18 protein-coding genes are annotated in these 19,068 nt (G+C 61.5%); 7 read left to right on the top strand and 11 right to left on the bottom strand.

Annotation, left to right across the window (positions count from 1 at the left end; genetic code table 11):
- Positions 1–13: 13 nt before the first annotated feature.
- From KI237_RS19310 to KI237_RS19295, 4 genes are all read right to left on the bottom strand, one after another.
- Positions 14–1,672 (bottom strand): PqiB family protein, encoded by a 1,659-nt coding sequence (locus tag KI237_RS19310; protein ID WP_212796604.1) that lies wholly within the window; start codon positions 1,670–1,672, stop codon positions 14–16.
- A complete protein-coding gene (locus tag KI237_RS19305; protein WP_212800661.1) occupies positions 1,653–2,297 on the bottom strand; it encodes a paraquat-inducible protein A in 645 nt (214 codons plus the stop codon). The genes KI237_RS19310 and KI237_RS19305 overlap by 20 nt, the downstream gene beginning before the upstream one ends.
- Positions 2,298–2,308: 11 nt before the next feature.
- Positions 2,309–2,905 carry a paraquat-inducible protein A gene (locus KI237_RS19300; protein WP_212796603.1) on the bottom strand — a complete coding sequence of 199 codons (597 nt, stop codon included), beginning with the start codon at positions 2,903–2,905 and terminating at the stop codon, positions 2,309–2,311.
- A gap of 69 nt (positions 2,906–2,974) precedes the next feature.
- Positions 2,975–3,415: a CBS domain-containing protein gene (locus KI237_RS19295; protein ID WP_212796602.1), complete on the bottom strand. Its 441-nt coding sequence runs from the start codon at positions 3,413–3,415 to the stop codon at positions 2,975–2,977.
- 355 nt (positions 3,416–3,770) lie between these two features.
- Here KI237_RS19295 and KI237_RS19290 point away from each other — a divergent pair, with 355 nt between their 5' ends.
- Positions 3,771–6,134 (top strand): DNA polymerase II, encoded by a 2,364-nt coding sequence (locus tag KI237_RS19290; protein ID WP_212796601.1) that lies wholly within the window; start codon positions 3,771–3,773, stop codon positions 6,132–6,134.
- A gap of 178 nt (positions 6,135–6,312) precedes the next feature.
- On the opposite strand, the gene KI237_RS19285 is transcribed toward KI237_RS19290, so the two are convergent.
- Complete coding sequence (locus KI237_RS19285) at positions 6,313–7,134, bottom strand: aldo/keto reductase (protein WP_212796600.1); 822 nt, start codon at positions 7,132–7,134, stop codon at positions 6,313–6,315.
- A 163-nt stretch (positions 7,135–7,297) separates the two neighbouring features.
- Entirely contained in the window at positions 7,298–8,449 is a 1,152-nt protein-coding gene (locus tag KI237_RS19280; RefSeq protein WP_212796599.1) for an aldose epimerase family protein, read from the bottom strand.
- Between the two features lie 297 nt (positions 8,450–8,746).
- Between KI237_RS19280 and KI237_RS19275 the strand changes: the two genes are divergently transcribed.
- From KI237_RS19275 to KI237_RS19265, 3 genes are all read left to right on the top strand, one after another.
- Entirely contained in the window at positions 8,747–9,496 is a 750-nt protein-coding gene (locus KI237_RS19275) for a hypothetical protein (protein WP_212796598.1), read from the top strand.
- Between the two features lie 107 nt (positions 9,497–9,603).
- Positions 9,604–10,389: a sulfite exporter TauE/SafE family protein gene (locus KI237_RS19270; RefSeq protein ID WP_212796597.1), complete on the top strand. Its 786-nt coding sequence runs from the start codon at positions 9,604–9,606 to the stop codon at positions 10,387–10,389.
- A gap of 263 nt (positions 10,390–10,652) precedes the next feature.
- Entirely contained in the window at positions 10,653–11,201 is a 549-nt protein-coding gene (locus tag KI237_RS19265) for a DUF4174 domain-containing protein (protein ID WP_212796596.1), read from the top strand.
- 43 nt (positions 11,202–11,244) lie between these two features.
- On the opposite strand, the gene ampC is transcribed toward KI237_RS19265, so the two are convergent.
- Positions 11,245–12,402 carry a class C beta-lactamase gene (gene ampC / locus KI237_RS19260; protein ID WP_212796595.1) on the bottom strand — a complete coding sequence of 386 codons (1,158 nt, stop codon included), beginning with the start codon at positions 12,400–12,402 and terminating at the stop codon, positions 11,245–11,247.
- A gap of 263 nt (positions 12,403–12,665) precedes the next feature.
- Here ampC and KI237_RS19255 point away from each other — a divergent pair, with 263 nt between their 5' ends.
- Positions 12,666–13,544 (top strand): Dyp-type peroxidase, encoded by an 879-nt coding sequence (locus KI237_RS19255; protein WP_212796594.1) that lies wholly within the window; start codon positions 12,666–12,668, stop codon positions 13,542–13,544.
- A 78-nt stretch (positions 13,545–13,622) separates the two neighbouring features.
- Positions 13,623–14,369, top strand: a complete 747-nt coding sequence (locus KI237_RS19250; RefSeq protein WP_212796593.1) for an SDR family oxidoreductase — start codon at positions 13,623–13,625, stop codon at positions 14,367–14,369.
- 120 nt (positions 14,370–14,489) lie between these two features.
- Here the strand turns inward: KI237_RS19250 and mapR are convergent, their stop codons facing one another.
- The 3 genes from mapR to KI237_RS19235 all read right to left on the bottom strand — a co-directional run bounded on the left by mapR (position 14,490) and on the right by KI237_RS19235 (position 18,020).
- Positions 14,490–15,899 carry a GntR family transcriptional regulator MpaR gene (gene mapR / locus KI237_RS19245; protein ID WP_212796592.1) on the bottom strand — a complete coding sequence of 470 codons (1,410 nt, stop codon included), beginning with the start codon at positions 15,897–15,899 and terminating at the stop codon, positions 14,490–14,492.
- Positions 15,900–16,081: 182 nt separating this feature from the next.
- Positions 16,082–17,494 (bottom strand): cytochrome c oxidase accessory protein CcoG, encoded by a 1,413-nt coding sequence (gene ccoG, locus KI237_RS19240; protein WP_212796591.1) that lies wholly within the window; start codon positions 17,492–17,494, stop codon positions 16,082–16,084.
- A 289-nt stretch (positions 17,495–17,783) separates the two neighbouring features.
- Positions 17,784–18,020 (bottom strand): DUF3203 family protein, encoded by a 237-nt coding sequence (locus KI237_RS19235; protein ID WP_003200097.1) that lies wholly within the window; start codon positions 18,018–18,020, stop codon positions 17,784–17,786.
- 135 nt (positions 18,021–18,155) lie between these two features.
- Between KI237_RS19235 and KI237_RS19230 the strand changes: the two genes are divergently transcribed.
- Positions 18,156–18,656 (top strand): MgtC/SapB family protein, encoded by a 501-nt coding sequence (locus tag KI237_RS19230; protein ID WP_212796590.1) that lies wholly within the window; start codon positions 18,156–18,158, stop codon positions 18,654–18,656.
- A 144-nt stretch (positions 18,657–18,800) separates the two neighbouring features.
- Here KI237_RS19230 and KI237_RS19225 read toward each other — a convergent pair whose 3' ends face one another.
- Positions 18,801–18,965 carry a hypothetical protein gene (locus KI237_RS19225; RefSeq protein ID WP_013692690.1) on the bottom strand — a complete coding sequence of 55 codons (165 nt, stop codon included), beginning with the start codon at positions 18,963–18,965 and terminating at the stop codon, positions 18,801–18,803.
- Positions 18,966–19,068: the final 103 nt, after the last annotated feature.

Below are 19,068 nucleotides of genomic sequence, written 5' to 3'. Positions count from 1 at the left end.
CGCGCTCCTGTGATCATTCTTTCACCGGCAATGTGAGGTTCTGCGCCGGTGCGTCCTTGGGACGGCCGCGAAGCAGCGATTCAGGATGGCGGCTCAGGTAATCCGACAGTTCGCGCAGCGAGCGCGACATGCGGCCCAGGTCGTCCAGGGTCTGGGTCAGCTGTTCGCGCTGGGGCGAGTCTTCGGCCAGGGTCGAGTTGGCCGATTTCAGGGTCTTGCTCACGTCCTGCAAGGTGTTTTGTACGCTCGGCAAGGTCTTGCTGTTGAATTGGGTCAGGCCTTTGCGCAGCTCTACCAGGTTGCCATCCAGGTTGCCGGCGATGCTCTCCAGCGGCAGCTTGTTGATCCGCTCCACCATCGATTGGAGCTGCTCCTGCAACTGCTGGAGACTGCCCGGGATGGTGGGGATTCGGACGGGGCGGGCGTTGGCGTCGAAGGCGACTTTTTCCGCCTTGGGGTAGAAATCCAGAGAAATGTACAGCTGCCCGGTCAACAGGTTGCCGCTACGGGCCTGGGCGCGCAGGCCGCGCTCGACGAAACTGCCGATCAACCGGGCGGAAGCGGCTTCGTCCTCTGGGTCGTGGTTGAGTGTCTTGAGCAGTTTTTCGTGGGCCTTGCCCAGGCGCTGGGGGTAGAACACCACGCCGACGTTGACCGGAAAGCTGCGCTGTTTCTCATCGAAATCCAGGTTGATGGCGACCACCCTGCCGACCTCCACGCCCAGGAACTCCACCGGCGCCCCGACGCGCAAGCCGCGCAGCGCCTGATCGAACCGCAGGGCCAGGTATTGCGCCTTGCCATCGGGCGGGGCGAGGGCGCTCTGCTGGTCGGCGAACAGCTCGTAGGTCTTGTCCTCGCTGGCGGGGACGTCGTCGGGGCTGTACTCGGGCGCCCGGAACGCGATGCCGCCCAGCAGCAGGGCCGAGAGCGATTCGGTCTTGACCGCGAAACCATTGGCGCCGACGTTCACGTCCACGCCGCTGACGTTCCAGAACCGGGTGTTTTCGGTGACATAGACATCGTTGGGCGCGTTGACGAATACGTCGATGTTGACGCCCTTGCCATCGGCGTCCAGGGCATAGGACACCACTTGGCCCACCGGAATCTTGCGCAGGTACACCGGCGAGCCGATGTCCAGCGAGCCGAGGTCCTGGGAGTGCAGGGTGAAGCGCTTGCCCGGTTCGCCGTAAGTGATGGGGGGCGGGTTCTCCAAGCCGGTGAAGGACTTGGCACGCACTTTCGATTGACCCGCGTCGGCCCCGATGAAGTCTCCTGACAGCAGAGTGTCGATTCCTGAGATTCCGCCGGCTCCGATCCTTGGCCGCACCACCCAGAATACCGAGTCCTCATGGGTGAACGTGTCGGCGGTCTTGGCGAGCTTGACCGTGGCGGTGACGTTTTTCTGATCGTCGCTCAGTTGCACGTCGGTGACCTGGCCGATGACCACGTTGCGATATTTCACCTGGGTCTTGTTGGCGGTCAGGCCTTGGCCGGTCTTGAAGGTGATGGTGATGGTCGGGCCTTCCTGCAGCCAGTTGTGGACCACCAGGGAAATGCCCACCAGCACCGCGATGATCGGCACGATCCACACCAGCGATACGGTCCAGCGGCGGGTGGTGACGTGGGCGCGGCCGGGGGCGGGTGGCTGCCCGTCAGTGGCTTGCGACTTCATCCATGACCTCCTCGGATGGTTGAGTGTCCCAGATCAGCCGGGGGTCGAAACTCATGGCCGACAGCATGGTGAACAGCACCACGAGGCCGAAGAACAGGATGCCCGGCCGTGGTTCGATGTCGCTCAATGCCTGGAACTTGACCAGTGCCGCCACCAGGGCCACCACCAGCACATCGAGCATCGACCAGTAGCCGATGACTTCCACCAGCCGGTACAGCTTCGCCCGCTGGACCTGGGCCCAGGTGCTGCGCCGCTGTGCGGTCACCAGCAGCAGGGTCAGCACCACGAACTTGATGCCCGGTACGGCGATGCTGGCGATGAAGATAATCAGGGCGATGTCCCAGGCGCCGCTTTGCCAGAACTCGATGACGCCGCTGATGATGGTGCTGTCGGCGCCTTCGCCGAGCATCTGGGTATTCATGACCGGCAGCAGGTTGGCCGGGATGTAACACACCAGCGCGGCCAGCATGTAGGCCCAGGTGCGGGTGATGGCGTCGGGTTTGCGTCGATGCAGGGCGGCGTCGCAGCGGGGGCAGGTCTGGGGCTCGTCGGTCATGTCGCAGGCCAGGCCGCAGCCGTGGCACAGGCACAGGTCCAGGTCGCGGGCTTCTGGCGGAGTGTCCAGCGGCGGGCCGTTCACAGGCTGTCCCACAGGTCGCGGACATCGCGCCCGGCAATGCGGATCATCAGCAGGCTCAAGGCCGCCAGGGCGAACAGGCCGATGCCCGGGAGCACGTCCAGCAGGCCGGCGAGCTTGATCACCGCCACCAGCGCGCCCAGCAGGCACACTTCCAGCATGCTCCAGGGCCGCAGGGCTTCCAGGCTGCGCATGCACAGGTTGAACCCCGGCGCCCGACGCTGGAGGTAAGCATGGCCCAGCACCCAGAGCAGCAGCGCCAATTGAAAGGCCGGTGCAATGATGATCGCCACCGCTGTCACCAGGGCGATGAAGGCGATCGGTCCCTGGCTCAGCGCCACGATGGAATCCCATAACGTCGCGCTGTTGCTCAGGCCCTGGAGGCGGATGCTCATGATCGGGTAGATGTTGGCGAAGGCCCACAGCACCGCCGCCGTGACGCTCAAGGCCAGGCGCTGTTCGATGGTCAGGCCGTTGTAGCGCTGGATCACCGCATGGCAGCGCACGCACGAAGATTTCTGATGCGCGAGGAGCACCACCGGCTCGTACACCGCATCGCAATGTTCACAGATGATCAGTCGGTCGGAGGCGGCCATCGGGATGCTCGCAGGGACAACCCCTTCAATATAGAAGTGCCTTGGGAATGAGCAACCCGACCGAATGGATCATTCTCCGCGAATGTATTGCTCCAGTTGTTTGATCAGATCAGCCTGTTCGGCGATGGCTTCCTTGACCAGGTCGCCGATGGACAGCAGGCCGACCAGTTTGCCGTCCTCTACCACTGGCAAATGCCGCAGATGTTTTTCGGTCATGATGCTCAGGCAGGTCTCGACGTTCTGGTGCGGGTCGATGGTGATCACGGGGGATACCATGATGTCACTGACCTTCGTGCCCACCGATGAGCGACCGTGCAAGACCATTTTGCGGGCATAGTCGCGCTCGCTGATGATCCCCAGCACTTCATCGTTCTTCACCACCAGCAAGGCACCGACGTTCTTCTCGGCCATGCGCATCAGGGCCTGCAATACCATGTCGTCCGGTGAGATGGTGTGCACTTGCTGGTTCTTCTCATCTTTTATCCGGAGCAACTGCGCGACGGTTTTCATGGGGGAGCCTCAGGTGTTGTTTTTACGGGTGATTAAAGAATCGTAGACCCAAAGGCGCAGGGCAAGCGGTAAAGCGGCGGCCAGTCGTCCAAAAGCGTCATTGCCGGTGAATTTCCCGCCGATGTGATGTCATCCAGTATGTGGCCAGTGGAGTCCCTCTGTGGGCGCAAGGCTTGCCCGCGATGAAGACGATGCGTTCTCCCAGAGGTAACGGGGCGCCTGCATCGCGGGCAAGCCTTGCTCCCACAAGGGGATAAATCCCTCGTCACGGGAGATTGGCTATGGTCAGTTGGGCAGGTGAAGTTCCCTCACCACGGGTAGAATCGTCGCTTACGCAAAATTCGAGGTTGCAGCGGTGGATTTACAGCAGGGCTTCGTCCTGACCCGGCATTGGCGCGACACCCCGGTCGGTACCGAAGTCGAGTTCTGGCTGGCGACCGACGCCGGTCCCCGGCGCGTGCGCCTGCCCGTGCAAACGTCGGTGGCCTTTGTGCCGCAGATCCAGCGCGGCCAGCTCGAAGCCCTGCTGCAAGGGGAGAAGGAGGTAGAACTACGTCCCCTGGACCTGCTGGATTTCGAGCATCGCCCGGTGCTGGGCCTGTATTGCCAGCAACATGCTCAATTGATGCGCCTGGACACGACCTTGCGCCGCGCCGGTGTGGAGGTGTTCGAAGGGGACATCCGGCCGCCGGAGCGCTACCTGATGGAGCGCTTCATCACCGCCCCGGTCTGGTTTGGCGGTACGCCGGCCGCCGATGGCCTGCTGGTCGACGTCCAGATGAAACCGGCGCCCGACTACCGACCACCGTTGCGCCTGGTGTCCCTGGACATCGAGACCACCGCCCAGGGCGACTTGTACTCCATTGCCCTGGAAGGCTGCGGCGAGCGCCAGGTCTACATGCTCGGGCCAGCCAATGGCGACGATACCGGCGTGGATTTCCAGCTGGAATACTGCGAATCGCGCACGGTTTTGCTGAAGAGGCTCAACGCGTGGTTCGCCCGTTTCGACCCGGACGCGATCATTGGCTGGAACCTGGTGCAGTTCGACCTGCGGGTGCTGCATGAACACGCCCGGCGCCTGGCCGTGCCGTTGCGCCTGGGGCGTGGTGGCGAAGAGATGCAATGGCGCGAGCACGGCGCGCGCAACAATCACTTCTTCGCCTCGGCCGCTGGCCGGTTGATCATCGACGGTATCGAGTCCCTGCGTTCGGCGACCTGGAGTTTCCCGTCGTTCAGCCTGGAAAACGTTGCCCAGACGCTCCTGGGGGAGGGCAAGTCCATCGATAACCCGTACCAGCGCATGGACGAGATCAATCGCATGTTCGCCGAGGACAAGCCGGCCCTGGCCCGATACAACCTCAAGGACTGTGAACTGGTGACGCGGATCTTCGCCAAGACCGAACTGCTCAAGTTCCTCTTGGAACGGGCCAGCGTCACCGGCCTGCCGGCTGACCGCAGCGGTGGCTCGGTGGCGGCCTTCACGCACCTGTACATGCCGCTGATGCATCGCCAAGGATTTGTTGCACCCAACCTGGGCCAGCGCCCGCCCGAGGCCAGCCCAGGTGGGTTTGTCATGGACTCCCAGCCGGGGCTCTACGAGTCGGTGCTGGTGCTGGACTACAAGAGCCTGTATCCATCGATCATCCGCACCTTCCTGATTGACCCGGTGGGCTTGATCGAAGGGCTGCGCCATCCGGATGACCAGGCGTCGGTGGCAGGCTTTCGCGGGGCGCGTTTCTCCCGTACCCGCCATTGCCTGCCGGCCATCGTGGCGCGGGTCTCCGAGGGCCGGGAAACCGCCAAGCGCGAGCACAATGCGCCGCTGTCCCAAGCGTTGAAAATCATCATGAACGCCTTTTATGGCGTGCTCGGTTCCAGCGGCTGTCGCTTTTTCGATCCGCGCCTGGCTTCGTCCATCACCCTGCGCGGCCACCAGATCATGCAGCGCACCCGCCAGTTGATCGAAGCCCAAGGGCATGTGGTGATCTATGGCGACACCGACTCCACGTTCGTCTGGTTGCGCCGTGCCCATGGCCAGGAGGAAGCGGCCAAGATCGGTCGCGCGTTGGTGGCGCACGTCAACCAATGGTGGCGTGAGCAGGTGCGCGATGAGTTCGGGCTGGAGAGTGCGCTGGAGCTGCAGTTCGAAACGCATTTCAAGCGCTTTCTGATGCCGACTATCCGTGGCGCCGAGGAGGGCAGCAAGAAACGCTACGCCGGGCTGGTGACCCGCGCCGACGGCAGCGACGAAATCGTTTACAAGGGCCTGGAGACCGTGCGCACCGACTGGTCGCCGCTGGCCCGGCAGTTCCAGCAGGAGCTGTACGGGCGAATCTTCCATCGCCAGCCCTATCAGGATTATGTGCGCGATTATGTGCAGCAGACCCTGGCCGGTGCGTTCGATGATCGGCTGGTCTACCGCAAGCGCCTGCGTCGGCCGCTGGAAGACTACGAACGCAACGTTCCACCTCACGTGCGAGCCGCGCGGCTGGCCGATGAATTCAATCAGCGCCAGGGGCGTGCGCGGCAATACCAGAATGGTGGCTGGATCAGCTACGTCATCACCGTTGCCGGCCCAGAGCCGCTGGAAATTCGCTGCGCGTCAATCGATTACGACCACTACGTGACCAAACAACTGCAGCCGGTCGCGGATGCGATCCTGCCGTTTGTGGACGATGATTTCTCGACGTTGGTGGGCGGGCAGATGGGGTTGTTCTGAAATTCCCAGGTTCAGGCCGAGCCGTGGTCTAGGTTTATCCGCTGTGGGAGCAAGGCTTGCCCGCGATGAAGACGATGCGGTGTCCTTGGCAAAACGAGGCGTCCGCATCGCGGGCAAGCCTTGCTCCCACGGAAAAACTCCATCGCCACAGGGACGGTGTGAATTCCAGGATTGGATGTCAGACCATCGCCAGGCGCTGCTTGCCTTGGGGTTGCGGAAAGATCAGGTCCAGCGCGGCCAGGTCTTGTGGTTCAAGCTTGAGCTTGGCTGCTTCGGCATTCAAGCGTACATGTTCAGGCTTCACGGCTTTGGGAATCGCAATCACATTGTCTTGGCGCAACAGCCAGGCCAGGGCGATCTGCGCTGGCGTCGCGCGATGGCGTTCGGCGATTTGTCCCAGGGTGTGATCCTTGAGCAGGTGCCCGCCCTGACCGACCGGGCAGTAAGCCATGACGGGCATGGAGTGATGCTGGCACCAAGGCAGCAGGTCGAATTCGATGCCGCGTTCCTGCAGGTTGTACAGCACCTGATTGGTGGCGCAGTCTGGCGAGGCCAGTTCCTCAAGGTCCGCCACATCGAAGTTCGACACGCCCCAACGGCCGATCTTGCCTTCTTCGCGTAGACGCTCGAAGGCTTCGACGGTTTCGTCCAGCGGGTACTGCCCACGCCAGTGCAGTAGATAAAGGTCGATGTAATCGGTGTCGAGCCGCCGCAAACTGCGTTCGCAGGCCAGGGGGATGCCTTTGCGACTGGCGTTGTGGGGATAGACCTTGCTCACCAGGAAAACCTGGTCGCGCAGGCCGGTGATCGCTTCGCCAACGACGGTTTCGGCACCGCCTTCGGCATACATCTCCGCCGTGTCGATCAGGGTCATGCCCAATTCGATGCCCAACCGCAGGGCGGCCACTTCTTTCTTGTGATCAGACGGTTCCTCACCCATGCGCCAGGTGCCCTGGCCAATGACCGGTACGGACACACCCGCCAATTCCAGCGTCCTCATGCCTTTCTCCTGTTGTGCTGATCGATAATCCAATGGACAGCAGGATAGTCGTAGGAGCTGGCGAAGCCTGCGATCTTTTGATCTTTTGCTCAGACTCAATTGTCTGGGCACAGATCGCAGCCTCGCTTCGCTCGACAGCTCCTACAGGTGTTGCACCGTTTTTCTACTTCGCGGAAAACTTCAACACCATGGTCTGGGTATAGGTCTGGCCCGGATCAAGCCGCGTCGAGGGGAAGTTCGGCTGGTTGGGCGAGTCGGGGTAGTGCTGGGTTTCCAGGGTGAACGCGCCCCAATGTGGATAGACCTTGCCTTGCTTGCCCTTGACGGTGCCGTCAAGGAAGTTGCTGGTATAGAACTGCACGCCGGGTTCGGTGGTATAGAGCTGCAGGCGTCGTCCCGATTGCGTGTCATACACCTCGGCGGCCAGTTTGTTCACGTCGCCCTTGGCGTCCAGCGCCCAGTTGAAATCGAAGCCGCCTTGTTTCGGTTCGGCGAATTTGAGTTGTGGGTGATCGGCCTTGATGTGGGTGCCGATGGCGGTGGGTTGGGTGAAGTCCATCGGCGTACCGGCCACGGGGGCCAGTTCGCCGGTGGGGATGAGTTTGCCGGTGACCGGCGTGTAGTGGGCCGCGTGCAGGGTCGCGACCTGCTTGAGTATGTCGCCATTGCCCGCGCCGGCCAGGTTGAAATAGCTGTGGTTGGTCAGGTTCAGCACTGTGGGCTTGTCGGTGGTGGCTTTGTACTCGATACGCAACTCGTTCTGTTCGGTGAGGCTGTAGGTGACGTCGGTCTTCAGTGCCCCGGGAAAGCCCATCTCGCCATCGGGTGACAGGTAGGTCAGGGTGACGCCCACCGAGTCCTTGGCATTATGGGGCTGAGCTTTCCAGACGCGCTTGTCGAACCCTTGCGGCCCGCCGTGCAGGGAGTTGCCATGGTCGTTCTGCGGCACTTGGTAACGTTTGCCGTCCAGCTCGAAGGCGCCGTCGGCCAGGCGATTGCCAAAGCGGCCGATGGTCGCGCCGAAATACACGCTGCCGTTCTTCTGGTAACCCTGCACGTCGTCGAAGCCGAGCACGATGTCGGCGGCCTTGCCGTTTTTGTCCGGTACGCTCAATGACTGGAGGATGCCGCCGTAGGTGATGACCGTGGCCTCCATGCCGTGACTGTTGCGCAGCACGAATTTTTCCACCGCCGTGCCGTCGTCGGTCTTGCCGAACGCGCCGCGTTCGTTGGTCAGGCCGGCAGCCTGGGAAGCCGAGGTGGCGATCATCAGAGACACTCCGAGGGCCGTGAGCAGTTGTCTGGATTCAAGCATGGTATGACCTTCCTTCCTGTTGTTTTGTTGTTGTTTTGAACGCGGGGCGAGTCCGTTACTGGTCGGACAGCGCTGAAGGTTTTTCTGTTTAGTAGTCTTTCTATTTGATGGGTGAGAAAGGATTTATAGCCATAAATAGAGATTTATCAATTAAAAAGTAAGACTAATTAGGTTGTGGAGGTGTTGTGCAAGGTTGAGGGTTTTCTCCGGGCACTGCACTTTTGCGATTTTTGCCGCTCTATCCATGGCCTGGAAGCGACAACCCCTATCGCTTCCCCATGCCCAGACCGAGACTCGATGGCCGGTGTTTTTTATTCTGTGACGAGATTGCGCCGCTGCTGCCTGGCATTGTTGGTGGGGGTGTCGATGCTGTTCAGCGGCGGCTGCAGCCATCAGCAGGGGCAGGACATGGTCACGCAGTTCAGCAACGCCAGGCCCCAGGAGTTCTTGCAGACCAGCGTCGACCGCATGGCCACGTTGTCGATGCACGACAACCTGCAAAGCCTCTATCTGCTGATGAACAAGCTGTACCTGCGCAACCCCGAGGAACTGCGCAAGTCCGGCTTTCTCGACGCCCGCACCGCGGAAAAACAGGTGCGCATGGCCATCGAGCAGCAGCAGCCCTTGCCGACCCTGGGGGGCAAGAAGGACCTGGCGGCCCTGAGCTATGCCATGAGCCCGGAGTTTCTCGGCGACCGGGTGGGGGCGTTCATCTATGCCATCGGCAGCATGCTGGTCACCGCACACGGCAATCGTCTCGAGTTCTACATGACCGACACCATCGACCCACGTTTCGTCAGCAACGCGGCGCGCAATATCGAAAAAGCCACCTGGTTGCTGAGCCAGCGGCAGAACAAGGAGGGCAAGCTGTTGCTGTTTTCCAATGAGATTTCGGAGGAGGGCAGCAACCTTAGTTTTGCTGTGGAGTTCGGAAAAATCGTCGCCCGATTGGACCTGCTGACCCAGATGCTCGATGAGCGCTACCGGCGGATCGGCTTGAATTACGCCCAGAGCTTGCTGTTCCTCAACTTCTTGCCGGTTCAGTGAAGTGATGGAAAAGGAATAAAGATAGATCACATCGATATAGGGGGTTATAAGAAAAATCGCTATGCTCGCGGCCAGATTTTTCACGCGGTCGTGCTGAGACGGGTTTAATGGATTTCGGTAATGTCGGTTTAGTCGTTGCAGGCCTGGTGGTCGGCTTCATCGTTGGGATGACCGGCGTCGGTGGTGGCTCGCTGATGACCCCGATCCTGTTGTGGTTTGGTATCAACCCAGCGACGGCGGTAGGTACGGACCTGTTGTACGCAGCCATTACCAAGTCGGGTGGTGTCCTGGTTCATGCAAAAAATCGCAACATCGATTGGGCGATCACCGGCTGGCTGACGTTGGGCAGCGTGCCGGCGGTTGGTTTGACGCTGTGGTTCATCAGCAGCCTGCACAGCTCCCCCGATGCCATGAACGCGGTGATCAAGCAAGCCTTGGGCTTCGTGTTGTTCGCCACCGCCCTGGCGATCCTGTTCAAGAAGCGCCTGCTGCAATTTGCCCACGACCGCGCTGGCGGCCACTACAGCCCCTCCGGTTCGCGCCTCAATGTGTTGACGGTCATCACTGGCCTGGTGCTGGGTACGATGGTCGCGTTGACCTCTATCGGCGCTGGCGCCCTGGGTACTGTCGCGTTGTTCATCCTTTACCCGTTCCTGGTCACCAAGCGCCTGGTGGGCACCGAGATCGCTCACGCCGTGCCGCTGACCCTGGTGGCTGGCCTGGGCCATGCAAGCATGGGCAACATGGACTGGCACATCCTGGGTTTCCTGTTGATCGGTTCGTTGCCGGGGATCTACCTGGGCAGTCACTTGTCGGGACGCATCTCTGACGAACTGCTGCGCCCATGCCTGGCGGTGATGCTGGCGATGATCGGGTTCAAGCTGGCGTTCTAGTCCGATCACCTCAAGTCCAATGTGGGAGCGAGCTTGCTCGCGATAGCGGTGTGTCAGTCGACTTCGATGTTGGCCGTCATGACGCTATCGCGAGCAAGCTCGCTCCCACAATAGTTTCTCCCGACTCCAGCGCTCTCCTTGCGGTTGCGCAATGACCCCCCTGGCCTAAGCTTCAGTCAGGCAGGCGCAGTATCGAGCGACTCTCGCGGAACAATCGCGGCCCTGTGCAATCAGTACAGCGTAAATATCAAAAGGAGAGGCGCATGCTCATTCGGTCGTTGACCTTCGCTACCTTGCTGGCCATCGCCGGCCCCCTGTTCGCTGCCGATGGCGACTCGCCTCTGTTGGCGGACGCAGGCAAGTCACGTCCCCTTGTCGTCATCGCGCCCAGCACGGTCGACCCTGCCTGGGTGAGCCTGAAAAAGGCCTTGGATGAGCCGGCAGGCAAGCAGGGCTTCTCCGAGCGCAACATGGTGCTCTATACCGTGCTCAATACCATTGGGCAGCGCGATGGCAAGGATCTGGATCCGCAAAGCACCATGGCGTTGATTCGCTCGCTCAAGCTGGGAGCCGGTGCGCAGACCAAGATCATCCTGGTGGGCAAGGATGGGGAAAAGAAGCTTGAGCATTCCGGTGCGATCGAATTGAAAGACCTCTTCGACACCGTCGATAAACTGCCTGCGGCAGAAAAAGAGGCGGCAGCCCCGACGCCTCCTCCTGCGCCGGAGCCCGCACCGGCCAAGGATGCGAAAGGTACCAAGCCTGGCAAGGCAGCCAAGCCGGCGGGGCCGCCGAAGCCGCTGGATGATTGATTTCCAGTAACGACAAGGCTTCTGCAGCCCCAGTTGTATTTCCTCAGTTGCCTTGTTGACCGTCCAACGCCATCAGGATCCGGTGCGCTGCTTTCACCCGTTCTTCGATCGGGTAGTTTCTGTTCGCCAGCATGACGATCCCCATGTCCTTTCCGGGTACGAACGCCGCGTATGCGCCGAAACCGTTGGTAGATCCTGTCTTGTTGACCCAGGCGCCGTCTGGTGCTGGGCGGGGCGTGTTGAGCGGTTCGACTTTTTGTGGGGTCAGGGCCATTTGCGGTGTGTTGCCAGCGAGCAGGTCATCCAAGGTGAACGGAGCGGGGTAGAACTCCCAGCCCAGCCCCTGATTCATCCTGCCAACCCTGTAGAAACCTGTATGCGTCGTGGCAATCGCTTGCTTCAGATCCGCGTCCAGTTTTTCAGGTCGCAGGTTGGCCTCGACGAAGCGCATCAGGTCCGATGAGCTGGTTTTCACTCCGTAAGCCTCGGAATCCAGGGCACCCGGCCCGACCCGGACGGGCTTGCCGTCTTTTGCATAGCCTTGGGCGTATCGGCCCAACTGATCCTGGGGCACCCGCACATAGCTGTGCTGCAGGCCCAACCCTGGCATCAGCGTACGCTCCATCACCTCGTCAAACGGCCGTCCCATGCTGCGGGCTGCCAGATAGCCGAACAGGCCGATGCTCGGGTTTGAATAGAGCCGCTGGGTGCCGGCCGGGTAGAGCGGCTTCCAGGTCGTGTAATAACTGAACATCCGGTCCGGATGGTCCGCCTCGGCGGGGAACTGCAACGGCAGGCCACCGGCGGTATAGGTGGCGAGGTTGAGCAGGCTGAAGCCGTCGAAGGCGCTGCCGCGCAGCTCGGGGGCGAAGCGACTGGCCGGGTCCGCCAGGGACAGCTTGCCCTGGGCCAGGGCATAGGCGCCGAGGGTGGCGGTGAAGGTCTTGCTGACCGAGCCGATTTCGAAGAGGGTCTGGTCGGTGACCGGCTTTTTCGTGTCCTTGGAGGCCACGCCGTAGTTGAAATAATGGCGTTGACCGTTGTAGGTGATCGCCACGGCCATGCCGGCGATGTCCTGTTGTTTCATCAAGGGCTGGATCGTGGCATTGACAGCTTCTTCAATGCGATCCTGGGCAAAGCCCGGAGCCGTTCCGCAGACCAGGAAAAAAGTGCCTGCGAGTATCGATTTAGCCATGTGCATGTCGGACCGTCTCCTTGGATGGCGGTGGTTCAAGCCGCCCTGCATCCGGCAGCTTGCGATGCCTGAGTGCATCTTTGGGCGGTCAATCTAGGAGGTTTTCGGTTGCCCGGCAATTGGCTGCCATCAGACTCAAGCCAGATTCCGAGTCGTCTGACTGGAACGCGGGAGCCTTCCTACGAAAATCTTTTGGCGGTCGGCTTCGGTGTCGCATGGCAAACTCCCACGGCTGCCGGGTAAACTTGGCTATTTCTAAAGGAGTTCACATGAGTTACTACCAGCCCGGCATTCTCGCCACCCCTGTTCCGCCTCAGGCCCGTCATTTGTTTTTTGCCCTGGAATCGGTCGAGGCACTGCCGGCTGCGATAGACAAACTCCTGTTGCTGCTCGATGGGCGGGCCGTGGTCGGTTTTGGTGAATCACTGGTCCAGGCGCTGGGCGCCCAGGTCGAAGGCCTGCGGGCCTTTGCGGCGTTGGCCGGCGTGGGTGTGGACAACCCTTCGACCCAGCACGCGCTGTGGTGCTGGCTGCACGGCGAAGACCGCGGCGAGCTGATGCACCGCAGTCGCGCCATCGAAGCGGCGTTGGCCCCGGCGCTGCGCCTGGTGCAGATGAACGAAACCTTCCGCCATATGACCGGCCATGACCTGACCGGCTACGAAGACGGCACCGAAAACCCTCATGACGAAGCGGCCATCGCCGCCGCCCTGGCCCAGGGCGCCGATGGAGTGCGCGGTGGCAGTTTCGCCGCGATCCAGCAATGGCAGCACGATCTGGATGGCTTTGCGGCGATGCAGCCCCATGAGCGCGACAACATCATGGGCCGTCGCCTGAGCGACAACGAAGAAATCGACGATGCGCCGGAGTCGGCCCACGTCAAGCGTACCGCCCAGGAAAGCTTCGCCCCGGAGGCGTTCGTGCTCCGTCGCTCCATGCCGTGGATCGAAGGCGACCGTGCAGGGCTGATGTTCCTGGCGTTCGGTTTCTCCCTCGATGCCTTCGAGGCACAACTGCGCCGCATGAGTGGCCTGGAAGACGGCATCACCGATGGCCTGTATCGCATGAGCCGACCGATCACCGGCGGCTATTACTGGTGCCCGCCGCTGTTGGACGGACGCCTGGATCTGCGCGCCCTGGCCCGGTAAGCGCAGCGGTTTGTGCAAAGCGTGACGTGAACGCTATTCTTGGGCCGGACGTCTATCCGTGGAATGGGAGAAGCAAGCGTGGATAAAGTCATCGTCATCACCGGTGGCAGCCGCGGAATCGGGGCGGCCACGGCGCTGTTGGCTGCCGAGTTGGGCTATCGGATTTGCATCAACTACCAGTCCGATGAAAGCGCCGCGCAAGAGGTGCTCGAACAGGTCCGGGCCAAGGGCGCGCAGGCGATTGCCGTGCGCGCGGACGTGAGCATCGAAGACGAAGTGATCGGCCTGTTCGACCGGGTTGACGCCGAGCTGGGCCGTGTCACTGCCCTGGTGAACAACGCCGGCACGGTGGCCCACAAGTCCCGGCTCGATGAAATGTCCGAATTCCGCATCCTCAAGATCTTGAAGACCAACGTGCTGGGGCCGATCCTGTGTGCCAAGCACGCGGTGTTGCGCATGTCGCCCAGGCACGGCGGGCAGGGTGGCAGCATCGTCAACGTCTCGTCGGTGGCCGCCCGCTTGGGCGCACCGGGGGAGTACGTCGATTACGCGGCCTCCAAGGGCGCGCTGGACACCTTCACCATTGGTTTGTCCAAGGAAGTGGCCGGCGAAGGCATTCGTGTCAATGCGGTTCGCCCCGGCTACATCTACACCGATTTCCATGCCCTGAGCGGCGACCCGGATCGGGTCAGCAAGCTGGAATCAGCCATCCCCATGGCCCGGGGCGGGCGTCCGGATGAGGTGGCCGAAGCGATTGTCTGGCTGCTGTCGGACAAGGCTTCGTATGCGACCGGGACGTTTGTGGATCTGGGTGGGGGACGCTGAGGTCCGGCTTGTTCGTGCCGGCCTCATCGCAAGCAAGCTCGCTCCCACAGGTTGATCGGCGGTGAGATCCAGTGTGGGAGCGAGCTTGCTCGCGATGGCGGCCGGATAGACAACCCCCTATCAAAACGATCGAATAATCCGCCCCAACGTCTCCATGGCCTTTTCCGAGACTTCGGTCCACGGGCTGCCATAGTTCAAACGGATGCAATTCCTGAAACGTCGGGTCGCTGAGAAGATCGGCCCCGGCGCGATGCTGATGCCTTGGGCCAGGGCCATCTGGAACAGTTTCAGTGAATCCATCTGCTCCGGCAGCTCCAGCCACAGGAAGTAGCCCCCCGCTGGCTGGCTGACCCGGGTCTGGGCCGGGAAATAGCGGGCAATGGCGGCGAGCATCGCGTTTTGCTGTTCTTCCAGGGCATAGCGCAGTTTGCGCAAGTGACGGTCGTAGCCGCCGTGTTGCAGGTAGTCGGCGATAGCGGCCTGGGCCGGCATCGAGGCGCACAACGAAGTCATGAGCTTGAGCCGTTCGATCTTCTGCGCGTAGCGCCCGGCGGCAACCCAGCCGATGCGATAACCCGGCGCGAGGCTCTTGGCGAACGAACCGCAATGCATCACCAGCCCTTCGGTGTCGAACGCCTTGGCCGGCTTGGGGGCCTGTTGGCCGTAATAGAGTTCGGCGTAGACGTCGTCTTCGATCAGTGGCACCTGATGGCGGCGTAGCAGCTCCACCAATGCCTGTTTCCTTGCCTCGGGCATGGTCGCGCCCATGGGGTTCTGGAAACTGGTCATGCACCAGCAGGCCTTGATCGGATGGCGTTCCAGTGTTTGCGCCAAGACGTCCAGGTCGATGCCGTCGCGCGGATGGACAGGGATCTCCACGGCCTTGAGTTTCAGGCGCTCCAGTACCTGCAGGCTGGCGTAGAACGCCGGGGCTTCGATTGCCACCAGGTCGCCAGGTTCGGTCACGGCTTGCAGGCACAGGTTCAAGGCTTCCAGGGCACCGTTGGTGACCAGCAGCTCTTCCATGGGCAGCATCAACCCGCCGACCATGTAGCGCAGGGCGATCTGCCGGCGTAATTGCGGGTTGCCCGGCGACATGTCCGTGACCACCACGCGCGGGTCCATGTCCCGTGTGGCGCTGGACAGCGAGCGGGACAGCCGCTGCAGCGGAAACAGCAGCGGGCTGGGGAATGCCGAGCCAAACGGTACGGTGGTCGGATCCTTGATCGATTCCAGTACTGAAAAAACCAGCTCACTGACGTCGACTTCGGTGGACTCGTGCACTTGGGGGCTGATCGCCGGCTCCGAAAACGGGCTTGGCGCATGGGTGTTGACGAAGTAGCCGGAGCGCGGCCGGGCCCGGATCATGCCGCGTCGCTCCAGCAGGTAATAGGCCTGGAACACGGTGGACGGGCTGACACCGTAGGTCTGGCTGGCGTAGCGTACAGACGGCACGCGCTGACCTGGCCCCAGCATGCCCGAGCGGATCAGTTCAGCGATGTCGTCGGCAAATTTCTCGTAGCGTTTCATGGTGGGCCCAGTCTTGAGTGACACATGGTTTGCGCTTTTTAAACGGTGGGAGAGCCTGTGGGAGCAAAGCTTGCTCGCGACGCAGCCGACATGGATCAACAGTAAGGTCGCGTCATCGTTTTTCGCGAGCAAGCTTTGCTCCCACAGGCTCGCTCCCACAAGGTGCCCGGCATCTTAAAGCTTCACCGATTCATCGGTGCGACAAAACGGCTCTTGGCGATGCTGTAGCTTCCTGGCTCGTCACTGTCGGCGACCTTGAACGTCATTTCCTGGGAGCCTTTACCGGGCCGTTCGCTGAGCATCGCCACCGACACCGGCACATCGACGATTTCCCCCGGTGCCAGGCTCAGTTGGGTCTTGCCTTGCAGGATGAAGCCGTCGCCGTCCACCAGGGACAGGTGATAATCCTGGCGCTGTTGGGTCTTGTTGATGATTTTCAGGCTGTAGATATTCTCGATCTGGCCTGCGCTGTTTTCGCGGAACAGGCCACGGTCCTTGCTGACATCCAGCGACACCATGGGCCGTTGCATCAGCGCCACGATCAGCGCGCCGATCATCACCAGCAGCACGGCGGTATAGCCGATCAGCCGAGGCCTGAGCAGGTGAGTCTTGCCGCCCTGCAACTGATGTTCGGAGGTGTATTTGATCAGGCCGCGGGCGTAGCCCATCTTGTCCATGATCGAATCGCAGGCATCGATGCAGGCCGCGCAGCCGATGCACTCCATCTGCAGGCCGTCGCGGATGTCGATGCCGGTGGGGCAGACCTGCACGCACATCTGGCAGTCGATGCAGTCGCCCAGGCCAATATTGGCCGGGTTTGCCTCGCGTTTGCGTGGGCCGCGGATTTCACCACGGGCCGTATCGTAGGAAATGGTCAGTGTGTCCTTGTCGAACATCACGCTCTGAAAGCGTGCATAGGGGCACATATGCATGCACACCGCTTCACGCAGCCAGCCGGCGTTGAGGTAGGTGGCTGCGGTAAAGAAGAGTACCCAGAACAAGCTCACGCCGGCCATTTGCAGGGTCAGCAGTTCTTCGGCCAAGGGGCGGATCGGCGTGAAGTACCCCACGAACGTCAGGCCGGTGAGTAGGCTGATGGCCAGCCACAACGTGTGCTTGGCGCTGCGGCGCAAGAGTTTGTTCAGGCCCCAGGGCGCGGCCTGCAGCTTGATCCGCTGGTTGCGTTCGCCTTCGGTGATTTTCTCGCACCACATGAAGATCCAGGTCCAGGAACTCTGCGGGCAGGTGTAGCCGCACCACACGCGACCGGCAAACACGGTGATCGCAAACAGGCCGAAGGCGGCAATGATCAGCAAGGCCGACAGCAGGATGAAGTCCTGGGGCCAGAAGGTCGCGCCAAAGATGTGGAATTTGCTTTCGGAAAGGTCCCAGAGCACGGCCTGACGGCCGCCCCAGTTCAACCACACCGTGCCGAAGAACAGCAGGAACAGAACCCCCGCACCGCTGATGCGCAGGGTACGAAACAAACCGGTGAAACTGCGGGTGTGGATCAGGTTGTCGGTGCTCCTGGCCTTTATCTTCGCTGGCGCAGGTTCGAACGTCTGTATCAACTGGACGGGGATTCTATCGCTCATGGTCGGTCGCTCATCAGCCTCTATCTGGCCGGCGCACTATGACCATGGAACTGTTTGCATAACAGACTCAGGTATTTCGATAAAAACCGGATCAGATGCCGCGAAGCCCAGGCGCTGCGACACTTTGATGCACCCAGGGAGGAGCGAACATACCGTTGAGGCCAGGGGGCAGTGGCAGCAATGCTTGCTCGCGATACAGGCACCTCGGTTCAAGAGGTATCGTGTTGTTTTCATCGCGAGCAAGCTTTGCTCCCACAGATTGAACACCTCGCAGAGGCTTCAAGGGGGCTCAGATCGCCGAACCGCTGTCGCTGGCCTTCAGGTGCTTGCGTCCGTCGACTGCGCCGGCCACGGTCAGCGCATCGGCCTCGGCCTCGGTGATGTAGACCCGGTCGCCATTGAGCTCCACCACGGACATGGCCTTGTCCGGGTCGGTGATGATGGTCAGCTCGCTGGCGGGGCGCTGTTCGGTGCCGTTGGGCGTTTCGAAATGGCAGGTCTGGTTGTCATCGATACGGACAGTCATGGTGTAACTCCTTCTGGTGTCATGAACGTTAGGTCTCGCGGCCAAGCCAGGGTTCGTTGCGGCTGATCAGCGGTCAGACGCACCTCTGGCGCCGCCTGCGGTCCATCGTTTATTGAATGAAAAAGAGGACGGTCCATGGACGAGTGGTGGCATGAAGTCTGGGTAACCCTGCAGGCGGAGTTCGCCGACATCACCGATGCCCAGCAGATGACCCGGGTCACGGTGCGCCTGCTCATAGCCGCGGTGTTGGGCGGCGTCCTGGGTTTCGAGCGCGAACACAAGGGCAAGGCTGCCGGCGTACGAACCCACATGCTCGTGGCCTTGGGGGCGGCGCTGTTCGTATTGGTGCCACAGATGTCCGGGTCCCAGGCCGACGCGATGAGTCGGGTGATACAGGGGGTGGTCGCCGGCATCGGTTTTCTCGGTGCCGGCACCATCCTGAAAAACACCGACGGCGATGCAGGCCATGTCAAAGGCCTGACCACCGCCGCGGGCCTGTGGATGACCGCTGCCATTGGCGTCGCCGCCGGGTTGGGGCGAGAGGCGACGGCGGTGCTCAGTACGATACTGGCGCTGGCGATCTTCAGTGTGATGCCAGTGATCGTTCGGGCGCTAGATAAGGGCGACAAGCCATAGCCTGAGCATAAGACTTGTGGGAGCGAGCTTGCTCGCGAGGGCGTCCTGCCAGCCAACGTCTATACAGACTGGCACCCCGCTTTGGCGAGCAAGCTCATTCCCACAGGTTTTTCGTCATCCAGTTGCTTTATTACTACGCTTGAATCAAACCCGCTCCGGCGGCGCCTCGCTCGGCGGGTCGCCCAGCGGCGGTTGTGGGTCCAGCGGCGGGTCTTTCTCTGGAATCGGTTCCGGATCAGGGCCGGGCGGAGGCAAGGTGGGATCGTCGATGTTCGGATCGGGTGTTTCGGCCGGGATGGGAATATTCATCGGGACGGGTCTCCGTGACGCACATGGCTTGAGTCGTGCTTATTGTTGTTGACCACCTCGCACCGGCTTTGATCCCCGGGATGCACCGGGGCAAATCCCTCTG

Origin of the sequence: Pseudomonas sp. St316, assembly GCF_018325905.1 — a bacterium.
Classification (GTDB): domain Bacteria; phylum Pseudomonadota; class Gammaproteobacteria; order Pseudomonadales; family Pseudomonadaceae; genus Aquipseudomonas.
This window is presented reverse-complemented; position numbering and strand designations above follow the sequence as displayed.